The organism is Trinickia sp. EG282A (assembly GCF_040965455.1).
Classification (GTDB): domain Bacteria; phylum Pseudomonadota; class Gammaproteobacteria; order Burkholderiales; family Burkholderiaceae; genus Trinickia; species Trinickia symbiotica.
Window position 1 is genome coordinate 894,921 of sequence record NZ_JBFRCC010000003.1, and the last position, 15,577, is coordinate 910,497.

General features: G+C 65.0%; 14 protein-coding genes. 4 read left to right on the forward strand and 10 right to left on the reverse strand.

Annotated features, from left to right (window positions below; all coding sequences use genetic code 11):
- Nucleotides 1–20: 20 nt before the first annotated feature.
- A complete protein-coding gene (locus tag AB4Y31_RS18525; RefSeq protein WP_368675158.1) occupies nt 21–2,186 on the forward strand; it encodes a 3-hydroxyacyl-CoA dehydrogenase NAD-binding domain-containing protein in 2,166 nt (721 codons plus the stop codon).
- Nucleotides 2,187–2,192: 6 nt separating this feature from the next.
- Here AB4Y31_RS18525 and AB4Y31_RS18530 read toward each other — a convergent pair whose 3' ends face one another.
- On the reverse strand, nt 2,193–2,456 hold the full coding sequence (locus tag AB4Y31_RS18530) for a hypothetical protein (protein ID WP_368675159.1): 264 nt from the start codon (nt 2,454–2,456) through the stop codon (nt 2,193–2,195).
- A 170-nt stretch (nt 2,457–2,626) separates the two neighbouring features.
- Nucleotides 2,627–3,115, reverse strand: a complete 489-nt coding sequence (locus AB4Y31_RS18535) for an Lrp/AsnC ligand binding domain-containing protein (RefSeq protein WP_368675160.1) — start codon at nt 3,113–3,115, stop codon at nt 2,627–2,629.
- 97 nt (nt 3,116–3,212) lie between these two features.
- Between AB4Y31_RS18535 and AB4Y31_RS18540 the strand changes: the two genes are divergently transcribed.
- A complete protein-coding gene (locus AB4Y31_RS18540; RefSeq protein ID WP_368675161.1) occupies nt 3,213–4,499 on the forward strand; it encodes a D-amino acid dehydrogenase in 1,287 nt (428 codons plus the stop codon).
- Nucleotides 4,500–4,550: 51 nt separating this feature from the next.
- Here the strand turns inward: AB4Y31_RS18540 and AB4Y31_RS18545 are convergent, their stop codons facing one another.
- From AB4Y31_RS18545 to AB4Y31_RS18565, 5 genes are all read right to left on the reverse strand, one after another.
- Nucleotides 4,551–6,341: an acyl-CoA dehydrogenase gene (locus AB4Y31_RS18545; RefSeq protein ID WP_368675162.1), complete on the reverse strand. Its 1,791-nt coding sequence runs from the start codon at nt 6,339–6,341 to the stop codon at nt 4,551–4,553.
- Nucleotides 6,342–6,435: 94 nt separating this feature from the next.
- A complete protein-coding gene (locus tag AB4Y31_RS18550; RefSeq protein WP_368675163.1) occupies nt 6,436–7,368 on the reverse strand; it encodes an electron transfer flavoprotein subunit alpha/FixB family protein in 933 nt (310 codons plus the stop codon).
- A 21-nt stretch (nt 7,369–7,389) separates the two neighbouring features.
- Nucleotides 7,390–8,151, reverse strand: coding sequence for an electron transfer flavoprotein subunit beta/FixA family protein (locus AB4Y31_RS18555; protein WP_368675164.1), 762 nt, complete (start codon nt 8,149–8,151; stop codon nt 7,390–7,392).
- Nucleotides 8,152–8,412: 261 nt separating this feature from the next.
- Entirely contained in the window at nt 8,413–9,066 is a 654-nt protein-coding gene (locus AB4Y31_RS18560; RefSeq protein ID WP_368675165.1) for a methionine ABC transporter permease, read from the reverse strand.
- On the reverse strand, nt 9,059–10,090 hold the full coding sequence (locus tag AB4Y31_RS18565; protein WP_368675166.1) for a methionine ABC transporter ATP-binding protein: 1,032 nt from the start codon (nt 10,088–10,090) through the stop codon (nt 9,059–9,061). Before AB4Y31_RS18565 ends, AB4Y31_RS18560 begins: the two co-directional genes overlap by 8 nt.
- Nucleotides 10,091–10,330: 240 nt before the next feature.
- On the opposite strand from AB4Y31_RS18565, the gene AB4Y31_RS18570 reads away from it, so the two are divergent.
- Entirely contained in the window at nt 10,331–11,314 is a 984-nt protein-coding gene (locus tag AB4Y31_RS18570; protein WP_368675167.1) for a lysophospholipase, read from the forward strand.
- On the opposite strand, the gene AB4Y31_RS18575 is transcribed toward AB4Y31_RS18570, so the two are convergent.
- Nucleotides 11,271–12,116: an enoyl-CoA hydratase gene (locus AB4Y31_RS18575; RefSeq protein WP_368675168.1), complete on the reverse strand. Its 846-nt coding sequence runs from the start codon at nt 12,114–12,116 to the stop codon at nt 11,271–11,273. The genes AB4Y31_RS18570 and AB4Y31_RS18575 overlap by 44 nt on opposite strands.
- A gap of 117 nt (nt 12,117–12,233) precedes the next feature.
- Nucleotides 12,234–13,157, reverse strand: coding sequence for a histone deacetylase family protein (locus AB4Y31_RS18580; protein WP_368675169.1), 924 nt, complete (start codon nt 13,155–13,157; stop codon nt 12,234–12,236).
- 164 nt (nt 13,158–13,321) lie between these two features.
- On the opposite strand from AB4Y31_RS18580, the gene mltB reads away from it, so the two are divergent.
- Nucleotides 13,322–14,518 (forward strand): lytic murein transglycosylase B, encoded by a 1,197-nt coding sequence (gene mltB, locus AB4Y31_RS18585; RefSeq protein ID WP_368675170.1) that lies wholly within the window; start codon nt 13,322–13,324, stop codon nt 14,516–14,518.
- On the opposite strand, the gene cysM is transcribed toward mltB, so the two are convergent.
- Entirely contained in the window at nt 14,488–15,390 is a 903-nt protein-coding gene (cysM, locus tag AB4Y31_RS18590; RefSeq protein ID WP_368675171.1) for a cysteine synthase CysM, read from the reverse strand. The genes mltB and cysM overlap by 31 nt on opposite strands.
- Nucleotides 15,391–15,577 lie beyond the last annotated feature (187 nt).

The window sequence follows — 15,577 nt, forward strand, 5'->3', positions numbered from 1 at the left end:
AAATCCGCAGAGAGAGAGACATGACCCATTCAGCCGCCTCCGCGTCTTCCCCCTCCCCGATTTCCTCGGCTGGCGGAGACTCGCACGCCGTCACTCGAACGCTGCACGGCGACGTTCTCGTCATCGCCATCGACAATCCGCCCGTCAACGCGCTCGGCGTCGAAGTCCGACGCGGCCTTCTCGAAGCGATCGAAGCGGCCGACGCCGACGCCGCAGTCGCAGCCGTGGTCATCGTCGGCGTCGGCCGGAACTTCATCGCCGGCGCCGACATTCGCGAGTTCGGCAAGCCGCCGCAGCCGCCTCATCTGCCAGCCGTCTGCGATCGCATCGAGGCAAGCACCAAGCCCGTCGTGGCCGCGATTCACGGCGCCGCGCTCGGCGGCGGGCTTGAAGTCGCGCTCGCGGCCCACTATCGGATCGCCGCGGCGGGTGCCAAGTTCGGCCTGCCCGAAGTGAAGCTCGGGTTATTGCCGGGCGCGGGCGGCACGCAGCGCACCCCGCGGCTCATCGGTGCGCGAGCGGCGCTCGAGCTCATGCTCTCCGGCCGCCACGCGAGCGCCGACGAAGCGCTGACGCTCGGCCTCGTCGATCGTCTTTCCAAGACCGACGACATCCTCATCGAGGGGCTCGCCTACGCGCGCGAGCTCGTCGCCACGCGCCAGGGCACGCGGCCGACGCGCGCGGCGAACGGACTCGCCGACGAAGCGGCGAGCCGTGCCGCCATCGAAGCGGCACGCAAGGAGACGGCAACGCGCTCACGCGGGCTCTTTTCGCCGCTGAAGATCGTCGAGGCCGTGCAAGCCGCGCTCGAGCGGCCATTCGACGAAGGCTTGGCACTCGAGCGCAGACTCTTTCTCGAATGCCTCGACAGCCCGCAGCGCGCCGGGCTCGTCCACGCCTTCTTCGCCGAGCGTGAAGCGGCGAAGGTGCCCGAGGCGAGCGCGGCTAAGCCGCGTGCAATTGCGAGCGTCGGTATCGTCGGCGGCGGCACCATGGGTGCCGGCATCGCCGTCGCCGTGCTCGATGCGGGCCTGCCCGTCACGCTGATCGAGCGCGACGAAGCCGCGCTCGGCCGCGGGCGCGCACACGTCGAGCGCGTCTATGACGGCCTCGTCGCGAAAGGGCGCATCGACGCGAAAGCGAAGGCGGATGCCATGGCGCGCCTCACGGGCAGCACTTCGTATGAGGCGCTGGCGAACGTCGACCTCGTGATCGAGGCGGTTTTCGAGGACATGGCCGTCAAAAAGGCCGTCTTCACCGAGCTCGACCGCGTTGCCCGACCCGGCGCCGTGTTGGCGACGAACACGTCGTATCTCGACATCGACGAAATCGCCGGCGCGACCTCAAGGCCCGCCGACGTCATCGGCTTGCATTTCTTCTCGCCGGCCAACGTGATGAAGCTGCTCGAAGTGGTCGTGCCCGCGCGCGTCGCGGCCGATGTCGTCGCGACCGCGTTCGAGTTCGCCAAGCGACTGTCGAAAGTTTCCGTGCGGGCCGGCATCTGCGATGGCTTCATCGGCAATCGGCTCCTCGCCGTCTACCGGACCGCGGCCGACTATTTGCTCGAGGACGGCGCATCGCCCTATCAGATCGACGAGGCGATGCGCGCGTTCGGCTATCCGATGGGACCGTACCAGGTCATCGATCTCGCGGGCGGCGACATCGGCTGGGCCGCTCGCAAGCGGCGCGCGCCGACGCGCGATCCGCGCCTGCGCTACGTCGAGATCGCGGACCGCCTCTGCGAGCGCGGCTGGTTCGGACAGAAGACGGGGCGCGGGTTTTACCTCTATCCTGACGGCGCACGCACGGGCGTACGCGATCCCGAGGTCGAGGCGCTCATCGAAGACGAGCGCAAGCTGCGCGGCATCACGCCCCGCAGCTTCACCGACGAGGAAATCGTCGAGCGCCTGATGACGGCCGTCGTCAACGAAGCGGCGAACATCGTCCGTGAAGGCATTGCGCTACGCCCGTTGGACGTGGACGTCACGCTCGTGCACGGCTACGGCTTTCCGCGCTATCGCGGCGGCCCGATGAAATATGCGGACACGCTCGGCCTCGCGAACGTGCTCGCGAGTTTGCGTCGCTTCGAGAAGGAGGACCCCCTCTTTTGGAAGCCGTCACCGCTCATCGTCGAACTCGTCGATCGCGGTGCCGACTTCTCGAGCCTCAATACGACGCGGGGGTGAGCGAGCTCAGCAGGGCGCGACGCATGTCGTCGTGCCCGGGGGCGTCACGATGGTGTTGCGTTCTTCGGGCACGGTCTGCGTTCCCTGTGGCACCACGACGGTCGTATTCTCCTTCGGTGGCTGGCTCTTGGTGTAAGAGAAGCAGCCCGCGATAAAAAACGGCAGCAAAAGCGCCAAAAACCAGTTGCGTTTCATCACTTCCTCCCTGTTGTATCGGCCGATGACGGCGGCGCGGCGAATGTCGATGCGGATGGAAAGCATCTCGCCCATCTCGCACGCGGCAACGCGGCGGGATGCCGCCAGTCGACGGCGCCGGCATCCCCGATCAAAGGGTCAGCAAAAGCGGTTCCCGGACGAGTGACCGATCAAGCGGGAAAGTCGGAGGAAATGCGCGCGCGCCGCAACCCGCGCCGGACGGCCGACGAGCACGGCCGTTCGCGTCAATCGCCGACGTATATCGTGAGCGTCTCCTTGACTTCTTCCATGACGACATAGCTTTTCGACTGCGTCGCACCCGGCAATTGCAGCAGGATGTCGCCGAGCAATTTGCGGTAGTCGGCGATTTCGCCGATGCGGGCCTTGATCAGGTAGTCGAAGTCCCCCGACACCAGGTGACACTCCAGGACTTCGGGAATCTTCTGCACTTCACGGCGAAACTGGTCGAACATGTTCCCGCTCTTGTGATCGAGCGTGATTTCGACGAAGACGAGCAGCGCCGCACCGAGTTGCAACGGATCGACGCGCGCGTGATAGCCCGTGATGACGCCATCGCGCTCCATCCGTTTGACCCGCTCGATGCAAGGCGTCACCGTCAGGCCGACGCGTTCGGCGAGGTCTTTCATCGCGATGCGACCGTCTTCCTGCAGCACTTTGAGGATATGGTGATCGAGCTTGTCCAGCTTGCGTACGGGTTGCCGTTGCGTGCGCATGTTTTTCACCAAAATTTGAAAAATTACAGTAACAAAAACTGCTTTTGTCACAATAGTATAGCGCCAAGAACTGGATCTTCCGTCTTGAGGGACAGCTATGCGAGTCATCGTTCTGGGCAGCGGCGTGGTCGGCGTGACGAGCGCCTATTATTTGGCGCGCGCCGGTCATGAAGTCACCGTCGTCGATCGCGAGGCAGGGCCCGCGCTGGAAACGAGCTTCGCCAACGCCGGGCAGATCTCGCCCGGCTACGCCGCGCCGTGGGCCGCGCCCGGCGTGCCGCTAAAAGCCGTCAAGTGGATGTTTCAGAAACACGCGCCGCTCGCGATCCGGCTCGACGGCACACAATTCCAGTTGCGCTGGATGTGGGAAATGCTGCGCAACTGCACCGCCGAGCGTTATGCGACCAACAAGGGCCGCATGGTCCGCCTCGCCGAGTACAGCCGCGATTGCCTGCAAGCGCTGCGCGCCGAGACCGGCATTCAATATGAAGGCCGCACCGGCGGCACACTGCAGGTTTTTCGCACTCAGCAGCAGCTCGACGGCGCAGCAAAGGATGTCGCCGTCCTGAAAGAGGCGAACGTTCCTTATGAGCTCTTGAGCGCGACCGAGCTTTCGCGCGCCGAACCGGCGCTCGCGGCCGTCTCGCACAAGCTGACGGGCGGCTTGCGGCTGCCCGGCGACGAAACGGGCGACTGCCAGCTCTTCACGACACGCCTCGCCGCGATGGCCGCCGGGCTTGGCGTGAAGTTCCGCTTCGGCACGTCGATCGACGAACTGCTGATGGCGTCGGGTCGCATCGCGGGCGTGCGCTGCGGCGACGAAGTGCTGCGCGCCGATACGTACGTCGTGGCGCTCGGCTCGTACTCGACGAAGCTCGTCGCCGACATCGTGAAGATTCCCGTGTATCCGCTGAAGGGTTATTCGATCACCGCGCCTGTCGTCAACGCCGAGGCCGCGCCTGTCTCGACCGTGCTCGACGAGACTTACAAAATCGCGATTACGCGCTTCGACAATCGGATCCGCGTCGGCGGCATGGCCGAGATCGTCGGCTTCGACAAGAAGCTGCGCCAAGCCCGCCGCGAGACGCTCGAGATGTGCGTGAACGATCTGTTTCCGGGCGCCGGCGACACGTCGCAGGCGCCGTTCTGGACGGGCTTGCGCCCCATGACGCCCGACGGCACGCCGATCGTCGGCCGCACGCCGTTGCCGAACCTCTTCCTCAACACGGGCCACGGCACGCTAGGCTGGACGATGTCGTGCGGCTCGGGGCAATTGCTGGCCGACCTGATCTCGGGCAAGCGGCCCGCGATCAAGGCCGACGATCTGTCCGTGCATCGATACATCGGCGATCTCAGCTCCACGCCGCGTCCCGCCTACGCGTAACGGCAGGAGGCGCCTCCAAGAGGCGTCCTCTTCATTTCCGCCGCGCGGCGCTCAAAACTGATCTTCGGACAACGCCAGCACACCCTCGCCGCCCTTCGCGCTCAAGACAGCCACCTCGAGCGCCGCGGCTCGCGGCAAGACATGTTCCGCATAGAAGCGCGCCGTGGCTATCTTCGCGCCATAGAACGAAGGATCGGTCGATTCGTTCGCGGCCGCCGCGAGCATCGCGCGCGCCATCTGCCAACCGGCGAGCACGATTCCCGCGAGTTGCAGGTAGAGAACGCTGCCGGCAAACACCGCGTTGGGATCGCGCTTCGCATTGGATAGGACGAAGTCGACGGCGGCCGCAAGCGAGCGCGCACCGGCCTCGAGTCGATCGCGCATCGACACGAAGGCGGCGCCATCGTGCGCCGAAAGGGCTTGGATAGTCTCGCCGATGCGGTCGATCAGCTGCTTCGCCACGGCGCCGCCGTCGCGCAGCGTCTTGCGACCAACGAGGTCGTTCGCTTGGATCGCCGTCGTGCCTTCGTAAATGGTCAGAATGCGCGCGTCGCGATAGTACTGGGCCGCGCCGGTTTCCTCGATGAACCCCATGCCGCCGTGCACCTGCACACCGAGGCTCGCGACCTCGATCGAAAGCTCCGTGCTCCATCCCTTGACGATCGGCACGAGGTATTCATAGACGGCTTGGTGTTCGGCGCGCTTCGCTTCGTCGGGATGACGATGCGCGATGTCGCTCTCGGCGGCCGCCACATAGGCGAGCGCACGCGCGCCTTCCGTCAGCGCACGCATCGTCGCGAGCATCCGGCGCACGTCCGGATGATGAATGATCGTCACCGCCTCTTTCGCCGAACCGTCGACAGGCCGGCTCTGCACGCGCTCCTTCGCGTAGGAGACGGCCTTCTGGTAAGCGCGCTCGGCAACGGCGATGCCCTGCATGCCGACGGCGAAGCGCGCGGCATTCATCATGATGAACATGTATTCGAGACCGCGATTCTCCTCGCCGACAAGATAGCCGAGCGCGCCGCCATGGTCTCCGAACTGGAGCACGGCCGTCGGACTCGCCTTGATGCCGAGCTTGTGTTCGATCGAAACGCAATGCACGTCGTTGCGGGCACCGAGCGAACCGTCGTCGTTGACGAGAAACTTCGGCACGATGAAAAGCGAAATGCCTTTGACACCCTCGGGCGCGTCGGGCGTGCGCGCAAGCACGAGATGGACGATGTTGTCGGCCATGTCGTGCTCGCCCCACGTAATGAAAATCTTGGTGCCGAAGAGCCGATAAGTGCCGTCGCCTTGCGGCTCGGCTCGCGTGCGCACGAGCGCGAGGTCCGAGCCGGCCTGCGGCTCGGTCAGGTTCATCGTGCCCGTCCACTCGCCGCCGATCAGCTTCGGCACATAGCGCTGCTTCTGCTCCTCGCTGCCGGCGGTGAGCAGCGCTTCGATCGCGCCGTCGGTCAGCAGCGGGCAAAGCGAAAACGAGAGGTTCGCCGCGTTGAGCATCTCGATGCAGGGCGTACCGATGAGCTTCGGTAAGCCTTGACCTTCATAGTCGAGCGGATGTTGCACCCCTTGCCAGCCCCCTTCGACGAACTGACGAAACGCTTCCTTGAAACCGGGGGTCGCGGTGACGGCGCCTTCGTTCCAGACACTCGGATTGCGGTCGCCCTCGACGTTGAGCGGAGCGAGCACCTCTTCGCAAAGCTTGGCCGATTCGCCGAGCACAGCCTGCGCCGTGTCGAGCGTCGCTTCTTCGAAGCCCGGCAGCTTGCCGATTTCGTCGAAGCCGGCCAGCTCCTTCATCACGAACAGCATGTCCTTGATAGGCGCGATGTAGCTCATTGTCTCCTCCGTCCCAAGCGTATAAAAAAAAGGGGCGCGTCGCGCCCCCACTATTCCGTCAGGCGCCGCTCATCGCAGCGCTTCACGCGTCACGTCAAAGCGCGGCAACCAACTCGGGTACGAGCGAGAACAGATCGCCGACGAGGCCATAGTCAGCCACGCTGAAAATCGGCGCCTCCGGGTCCTTGTTGATCGCCACGATCACCTTCGAATCCTTCATGCCCGCGAGGTGCTGAATCGCGCCCGAGATACCCACGGCCACATAGAGCTGCGGCGCCACGATCTTGCCCGTCTGCCCGACCTGATAGTCGTTCGGCACGTAGCCCGCATCGACCGCGGCGCGCGAGGCGCCTAACGCCGCGCCGAGCTTGTCCGCGAGCGGCACGAGCACGCTCTCGTAGTTCTCACCGCTGCCGAGGCCGCGTCCGCCCGAGACGACGATTTGCGCGCTCGTCAGCTCCGGCCGATCGAGTTTCGTCACCTCGCGGTTCACGAATTGCGAAATGCCGCGATCGGCGCTCGCCTCGATCTTTTCGATCGGCGCGCTGCCGCCCTCCGCCGCTGCCGCGTCGAAGCCCGTCGCACGGACCGTGATCACCTTGATCGGATCGCTCGATTGCACCGTCGCGATCGCGTTGCCCGCGTAAATCGGGCGCTCGAACGTATCGGGCGAGACCACCGCCGTGATCTCGCTGATTTGCGCCACGTCGAGCTTGGCCGCGATGCGCGGCGCGATGTTCTTGCCGTACGCCGTCGCCGGCGCGACGATATGCGAGTAGTCCTTCGCGATGCCGAGCACCGTCGCCTCGACGTTCTCGGCGAGCCCTTCGGCCAGCTGCGGCGCGTCGGCCAGCAGCACCTTCGAGACACCGGCGATCTTCGCGGCCGCATCGGCCGCGCCTTGCGCGTCGTGCCCCGCCACCAACACGTGAATATCGCCGCCGATCTTCTGAGCCGCGGCCACCGTGTTCAAAGTCGCGCCCTTGACGGTCGCGTTGTCATGTTCGGCAATTACCAGAATCGTCATTTCTCGTTGCTCCGCTCGCGCTTACAGCACCTTGGCTTCCGTCTTCAGCTTCTCGACCAGCGTCTTCACGTCCGGCACCATCACACCGGCACTGCGCTTCGGCGGCTCGGTCACCTTCAGCGTCTTCAGACGCGGCGTGACATCGACACCGAGGTCTTCGGGCTTGATCGTCTCCAACGGCTTCTTCTTCGCCTTCATGATGTTCGGCAGCGTCACGTACCGAGGCTCGTTCAGACGCAGGTCCGTCGTCACCACGGCCGGCAGCGTCAGCGTGAGCGTCTCGGCGCCGCCGTCCACTTCACGCGCCACCGTCGCCCGCTTTTGTCCGCCCTCATCGGCAATGGTCAGCTTCGACGCGAACGTCGCCTGCGGCAGGCCTGCCAGCGCGGCGAGCATCTGACCCGTCTGGTTCGAGTCGTCGTCGATCGCCTGTTTGCCGAGGATCACGAGCTGCGGCTGCTCCTTCTCGACGAGCGCCTTCAAGAGCTTCGCCACCGCGAGCGGCTGCAGCTCTTCACTCGATTCCACGAGAATCGCACGGTCCGCACCGATCGCGAGCGCCGTGCGCAAGGTTTCCTGGCACTGCGCCACGCCGCACGAGACGGCGACGATCTCGGTCGCCACGCCCGCTTCCTTCAGGCGCACCGCTTCCTCGACGGCGATTTCGTCGAACGGATTCATCGACATCTTCACGTTCGCGATGTCGACACCCGTGCCGTCCGACTTCACCCGGACCTTCACGTTGTAGTCGACCACGCGCTTGACTGGAACCAGAACTTTCATGCACACGCTCCAAAGTGACGATTACGTTAACCTAGCGGCCATTATAACGACGGCGCTTCAAGCCACCGCGCCGGCCTGCGAAGCCGAAGGGTCTCTCCTCCGATGGTGCACGCGGCAATAACGAACGATCGTTTTATTTTAATGAGACGAGGACCTGGACGCCAAGTCCCGTTAGTCGACGAACGCCTCTACTAACGTGCACCGACGCCGGCCGCAGCCGGCGTATCCGGTCTTTCCGCTTTTCTGCCTTGCGGCGCTCGCTCAGCGATGGCTGAGCCGCCGCACTAGCCAATCGCCGAACGACTGAACGAGCTGGACGAACACGATCAGGATGACGACGACGGCGAGCATCACCTGCGGCAGGAAGCGCTGATAGCCGTAGCGGATGCCGAGGTCGCCGAGCCCGCCTCCGCCGATCGCACCCGCCATCGCCGAATACCCGACGAGCGAAACGAACGTGATCGTGAGCCCCGCGACGATGCCCGGCAGTGCTTCGGGCAGCAGCACCTTGAAGACGATCTGTCGCGTCGTCGCCCCGAGCGCTTGCGCCGTCTCGATGAGTCCGCGATCGACCTCGCGCAGCGCGGTCTCGACGAGGCGCGCGATGAACGGCGCCGACGCGATCGTGAGCGGGACGACGGCCGCGGCCGTGCCGATCGAGGTCCCGACGACGAGGCGTGTGAGGGGAATCACGGCTACGAGCAGGATGATGAACGGCGTCGAGCGCACGGCGTTGACCGTCAAGCCCATCGCGCGATTGGCCGAGACGTTTTCCAGCACTCCGCCGCGCTCGGTCAGGTGCAGCAATACGCCGAGCGGTAGTCCGACAAGCGCGCCGAGCGTCCCCGAGATACCGACCATGACGAGCGTTTCCCAGAACGACTGGAGAAACATCGAGAGCATTTCGTCAAACATGCGAGAGTGCCTCCACGACCACGCCTTGCTCACGCAGAAAGTCGAGCGCAGCGCCAAGCTGCGCCGGCTCGCCGCCGGCCAGCACGGCAAGCGAGCCGAATGCGCGGCCCTGAATGTCGTCCACCTGGCCGTGCAGGATGTTCATGTCGACGGCGCAGCGCCGGATCGTCTCAGAGAGCACGGGCCGATCGACGCTCGCGCCGGCGAACGCGAGCCGCAACAGTCGCCCCTCGCCCGTCTCGAGATGCTTGGCGACGCGCGCTTTCACGGCGTCGGGGAGCTCGTGCGCGATGACGTCGCCGAGCAGCGCGCGCGTGACTTCGTGACGCGGCTTCAGGAATACATCGACGACACTGCCTTGCTCGACGACCCGGCCCGCGTCCAGCACCGCGACGCGGTCGCACACCTGCTTGATGACTTCCATCTGATGAGTGATCAGGACGATGGTCAAGCCGAGCTTCCGATTGATGCTTCTCAGCAGCTCGAGGATCGAGCGCGTCGTCTCGGGATCGAGCGCCGACGTCGCTTCGTCGGAAAGCAGGACTTTGGGCTTACTCGCGAGCGCGCGGGCGATACCGACGCGCTGCTTTTGCCCGCCGCTGATTCGCGCCGGGTAGCGGTCCTTCTGAGCGGAGAGCCCGACGAGTTCGAGCAGCGGTAGCACGGCCGCCTCGATCGCGGCCCGCTTCATGCCGGCCAGCTCGAGCGGCAGCGCGACGTTCTCGAAGACCGTGCGCGAGTTGAGCAGGTTGAAATGCTGGAAAATCATGCCGATCTCGCGGCGCGCCTCGCGCAACTGATCGGCCGGCAGCGCCGTCAGCGTACGGCCGGCGACGATGACCTCCCCCTCGCTCGGCCGCGAAAGCAGATTGATCGTGCGCACCAGCGTGCTCTTGCCGGCGCCGCTGCGGCCGATGATGCCGAAGATCTCGCCAGCCGGGATCGTCAGATTGACGGTTTGAAGCGCATCGACCCATCCTTGTGGTCCGGGGTAGCGCTGCGAAACGTTGCGTAATTCGATCATCAAAAAGTAAAACGGCGGAGACTGTCGGAGCGCGTGCCTCGCGCTTGTCGACAGCCGGCCGCCGTGGCTCACTGGTAAAGGCGCTTATTTTATCGCAATGCGGCAAATGACCATTAATAAGTAATCATTCGATCAAAATAACTATGAGTAATTAGAGGCCATCGTCCGAGGCGTGTGCGCGTCGGCCCGCGCGAACCCGACTAATATCTGTTCCCCAAGCACCACTTGAAAGGTTGCCCCATGGTCAGCAGCGTCGAGCGCTCGCCCGCCCATCAAATCGGAGCGCCGCATCAAGCCGGGCGACGCGGACACACGGGCACCGTTCGCACCGCCGACGGAGTCGAACTCGCCTGCTACCGCTGGCCCGCAGCCTCGGCTGCTGCCACCGCTGCTTCCCGGGAGCCGCGTCCTCGCGCGACCGTCGCGCTGTTGCACGGCCTCGCCGAGCACGCCGGCCGTTATGCCCCGCTCGCCGAATGCCTGAACGCGGCCGGCATCGAGCTCGTGGCGATCGATCTGCGCGGCCACGGACGTTCGCCCGGCAAGCGCACGTGGGTCGCTCGGATCGACGACTATTTGTCCGATGCGCAGGCGCTGCTCGACGCCGCTGGCGACCCCGAGCGTAGCGACGGCTCGGAGCCGCCGCTCTTCCTGATGGGCCACAGCATGGGTGGCGCGATCGCGGCGCTATTCGCCGTCGAGCGGCTCGCCGATTTCGGCGAGCGCAACGGGCCGCTCGCCGGCCTGATCCTCTCGAGCCCGGCTCTGGCGCCGGGCCGTGACCTGCCGCGCTGGAAGATCGCGGCGAGCCGCTTCATCAGCCGCGTTTGGCCGAGCTTTCCGGCGATGAAAGTGGAACCGGCGCTGCTCGCGCGCGATGAAACCGTCGTCGAAGCGAATCGTCGCGACTCGCTCGTCCATCACGGCAATATACCGGCTCGCACGGGGGCCGGCATTCTCGACGCGATGGCGCGCATCGAGCGTGGCCGCGCCGCGCTGCGGCTACCGGTGCTCGTCTATCATGGCAGCGAAGATGAGCTCACCGAGCCGCAGGGCAGCCGCGCGTTTGCCGCGCAAGTCGGCTCGCCCGATTGCACCCTGACGATTTACGAAGGCAGCTACCACGAGACGATGAACGATCTCGATCGCGAGCGCGTCATCGAAGCGTTGATCGATTGGATCAAGCACCGTTCGTCGGCCAGTTCGGCTTCCGCTTCTCGATGAATGCCTGGATGCCTTCGAGCGCGGCCTCATCCATCGCATTGCAGGCGATCGTTTGCGCGGCCAGCTGATAGGCGGCTTCGATGTCCAGCTCGACCTGGCGATAAAACAGCGTCTTGCCCGCGCGAACCGCCGCGGCCGGCTTCGCGCAAATGCTCGAGGCCAGCCCGGCGATTTCGGCATCGAGCGCATCGAGCGGCGCCATCCGATTGACGAGCCCCTTTTCACGAGCCTGCGCCGCGTCGATGAAATCGCCCGTCATGAGCATTTCGAAAGCGGCCTTGCGTGAAAGATTGCGAGAAAGCGGCACGGCCGGCGTCGCGCAGAAGAGACCGTAGTTGATGCCGGAGACGGCAAAACGCGCGGTGTCGGCCGCCACGGCGAGATCGCACATGGCCACGAGCTGACACCCGGCCGCCGTTGCCATCCCGTGCACGCGCGCGATGACGGGTTGCGGCATGCGCTGGATCGTCATCATCAGTTCCGAGCAGCGTGCGAAAAGCGCTCGATAGTATTCGAGCGACGGCGCCGCGCGCATCTCCTTGAGGTCGTGCCCCGCGCAGAAAGCGCGACCCGCGGCCGCGATGACGACGACGCGTGCGTCAGACTTCTCGATCGTCCGGAGCGCCGCGTGCAACTCGGCGATAAGCTGCTCCGACAGCGCGTTGAACGCGTCGGGGCGATTGAGCGTGAGACGGACGACACCCGGCAGGCCGTAGGCGCCATGCTCGACGATGAGGACGCCCGCTCCGCTTGCCGGCGTCGACGACGATGAAGATGACGATAGAGGTTGGTTCGCATCCATATGCGGCTCCTTTGCGTCTCGTCCGTTGCGCGTTGGCGTTTCCCCGCCGACTTCTCTTCGCATCCGCGCCCGTGCTCGCGACCGTCGATCACGCGGGCTCGGGCACGGCGCCTTTCTTCAAATGCCCGCCAGTGCGCGCACGTGCGCGACGGCGCTTCGCCCGAGTGCCGACAGGTTGTAGCCGCCCTCGAGGCAGCTCACGATCCGTCCGCGCGCGTCACGCTCGGCGACGAGCCGAATCTGGTCGGTGATCCACGCGTAGTCGTCCTCGACGAGCCCCATATTGCCGAGGTCGTCCTCGCGATGCGCGTCGAATCCGGCCGAGACGAAAATCATTTGCGGCTTGAACGCCGCAAGACGCGGCAGCCAGGTCGTCTCGATCGCGCTTCTGACGACGTCGCCCTTCGTTCGCGCCGGCATCGGCAGATTGAGCATGTTCGGCGCCTGATGCTCGGCGCCTGAAAAGGGGTAGAACGGGTGCTGAAAAAAGCTGCACATCAGCACGCGCTCGTCTCCGGCGAATGCCGCCTCGGTGCCGTTGCCGTGATGAACGTCGAAATCGACGATGGCGACGCGCTCGAGACCGTGCACGTCGAGCGCGCGGCGCGCCGCGATCGCGACGTTGTTGAAAAAGCAAAATCCCATCGCGCGCGCGGGCTCCGCGTGGTGGCCCGGCGGCCGCACCGAGCAAAACGCATTGTCGTAGCGCCCCTCGATGACCGCGTCGGTCGCCGCGACCGCCGCCCCTGCGGCACGCAGCGCTGCTTTCCAGCTGTGCGGATTCATCGCCGTATCGGGGTCGATCCAGGCGTAGCCTTCGCTCGGCGCGCAGCCTTCGATGTAAGCGATGTGCTCGGCACTGTGCACGCGCGCGAGATCCTCGATTTGCGCGAGCGGTGCTTCCTCGTGCACGATCAGCGGCGCGATGCCGCTCGCAATCAACTGGTCTTCGATCGCCTGCAGCCTCTCCGGGCACTCGGGGTGCCCCCGGCCCATCATGTGCCAGGCACAGTCGGGATGTGAATAGACAGCTGTCGCCATGGTCGTTTGCCTGCCGCGTACGGCATGTCTCCTGTATCGGCTCAGCAACTACGTTACCACACCGCACATGGCGGCGATCAGAGGCGATTGGGCACGCCAAATCGCGGTTTCGCGCGCCACGCCCGTTCGCTATACTGCGCCGAGCCGCTTTTCCCTAACAGAACATGACCGTCAACATCGCAACGAGCCCCACCAAGAGGTTGCATCGAGCCGCCGCGCTCCTGATCGCTGCCGCCGCCCTGGCTTGCGGCAGCGCGCCTCAGATCGCCGCCGCCCACACGCTCGCCAAGAAGCGCGTCACACTCGCGTCCAACAATCAGCCGCCGCAGGGGCCGAGCAACGGCACGAGCGAGGAGCCGATCGAGCCGCAGCGCTATGCGAACAATCAAGACGTCAACTCGTTCGTCGACGACATGGTCGCGCGCTATGACTTCGACCCGGCAGCCTTGCACGCGCTTTTCGCGAGCGCGAACTATTCGCCAACGATCGTGAAGCTCGTGACGCCCGCGCCTACGCCGGGCATCAAGAACTGGGCCGCCTATCAGTCGCGCTTTCTCGATCCGATCCGGATCGATGCGGGCGTCAAGTTCTGGCGCGAGAACCAGGCAACGTTGCAACGCGCCTACGAACAGTACGGCGTGCCGCCCGAGATCGTCGTCGGCATCATCGGCGTCGAAACGATGTACGGCCGCTACATGGGCAACTTCCGCGTGCTCGACTCGCTCACGACGCTCGCGTTCGACTATCCGAACACGCCGAACCGCGCCGAGCGCGAAATGACGTTCCGCAAGAACCTCGAGGACTACCTCGTCTGGACGCGTAACGCCGGACTCGATCCGACGAGCGTGCGCGGCTCATACACGGGCGCTATCGGCATTCCGCAGTTCCTGCCGAGCAGCGTGCTCAAGTACGCGGTCGACTTCGATGGAACGAGCCACATCGACTTGCGCACGAGCGTCGCCGACGCGATCGGCAGCGTTGCTCACTATTTGAATGCAAACGGCTGGAGCACGGGGCGCCCCGTCGTCTGGAAGATTTCGCACGATGCGGGCAGTCTCGGCATCGCGCAGGCGGCGGCCGACGGGCGGCCCGAGCCGCATTGGCCGCTCTCGCAAATGCTGCGCGCCGGCATGGTGCTCGACGAGCCGGGACTCGATACGACGACCGAAGCGAGCACGGCCGTGCTCGTCATCGATTTGCCGACTCCCGGCGAACCGACCGACTACATGCTCGGCCTGAACAACTTCTCTGTCCTCACGACCTACAACCGCAGCTTTTTCTACGCGCTCGCCGTCTACGAGCTCGGCGAAACCGTCAAGGCTCGCATGCTTCAGGCCGGAAATACGCCTGTCGACAAATAACGGTCGCCGCGATCGCAGACGATAAAGACGATCGTCGAATTCTCGACCTGGCGAGCGACGCGCAGCGCCACTTCGCATGCGCCGCCCGACGAGATCCCGCAGAAGATCCCTTCGACGGCCGCCATGCGCCGCGCCGTCGCCTCGGCCGCCGCCTGCGAGACGTTCTCGGTGCGATCGACGCGGCTCCGATCGAAGATCTTCGGCATATACGCCTCAGGCCATTTGCGAATCCCCGGAATGCGCGAGCCTTCTTCGGGCTGCGCGCCGATGACCTCGATTTCGCCGTTCTTTTCCTTCAGAAACCGCGAGACGCCCATGATCGTGCCCGTTGTTCCCATCGACGAGACGAAGTGCGTGACGCGCCCTTCGGTATCGCGCCAGATCTCGGGACCCGTCGCTTCGTAGTGCGCAAGCGGATTGTCAGGGTTCGCGAATTGATCGAGGATTACGCCCTTGCCTTCGCGTTGCATCTCTTCGGCGAGATCGCGCGCGTACTCCATCCCGCCCTTGACGGGCGTGAGCAGGATTTCCGCGCCGTACGCGGCCATGCTTTGACGGCGCTCGGCGGACAGGTCCTCGGGCATCACGAGCACCATCTTGTAGCCGCGAATGGCCGCCGCCATGGCGAGCGCGATACCTGTATTGCCGCTCGTCGCTTCGATCAAAGTGTCGCCGGGCTTGATGCGCCCGCGCGCCTCGGCATGCTTGATCATCGACAGCGCCGGCCGGTCCTTCACGGAGCCCGCGGGGTTGTTGCCTTCGAGTTTGGCAAGGATAACGTTGTTGCGGCTGCGGATCTCGTCGTCCGGCAAGCGCACGAGTTGAACGAGTGGCGTGTTGCCTATCGTGTCTTCGATGGTCTTGTAAGGCATGAGGGGTTGCGCGCTTGGGCGTCTAGGCTGGAAACGTGAATAAACGACTGCGATTGTAGAACACCGGGCGAGGACGCGCCGGAGCCCGGATCGCCATGCCGCGAGCCAACGCAAAAAGCCCGCGGCAAAGCCGCGGGAAGCCGTCATCGGTCTGACGGTGAAGGAGACGAAATACCGAGGCAATCAA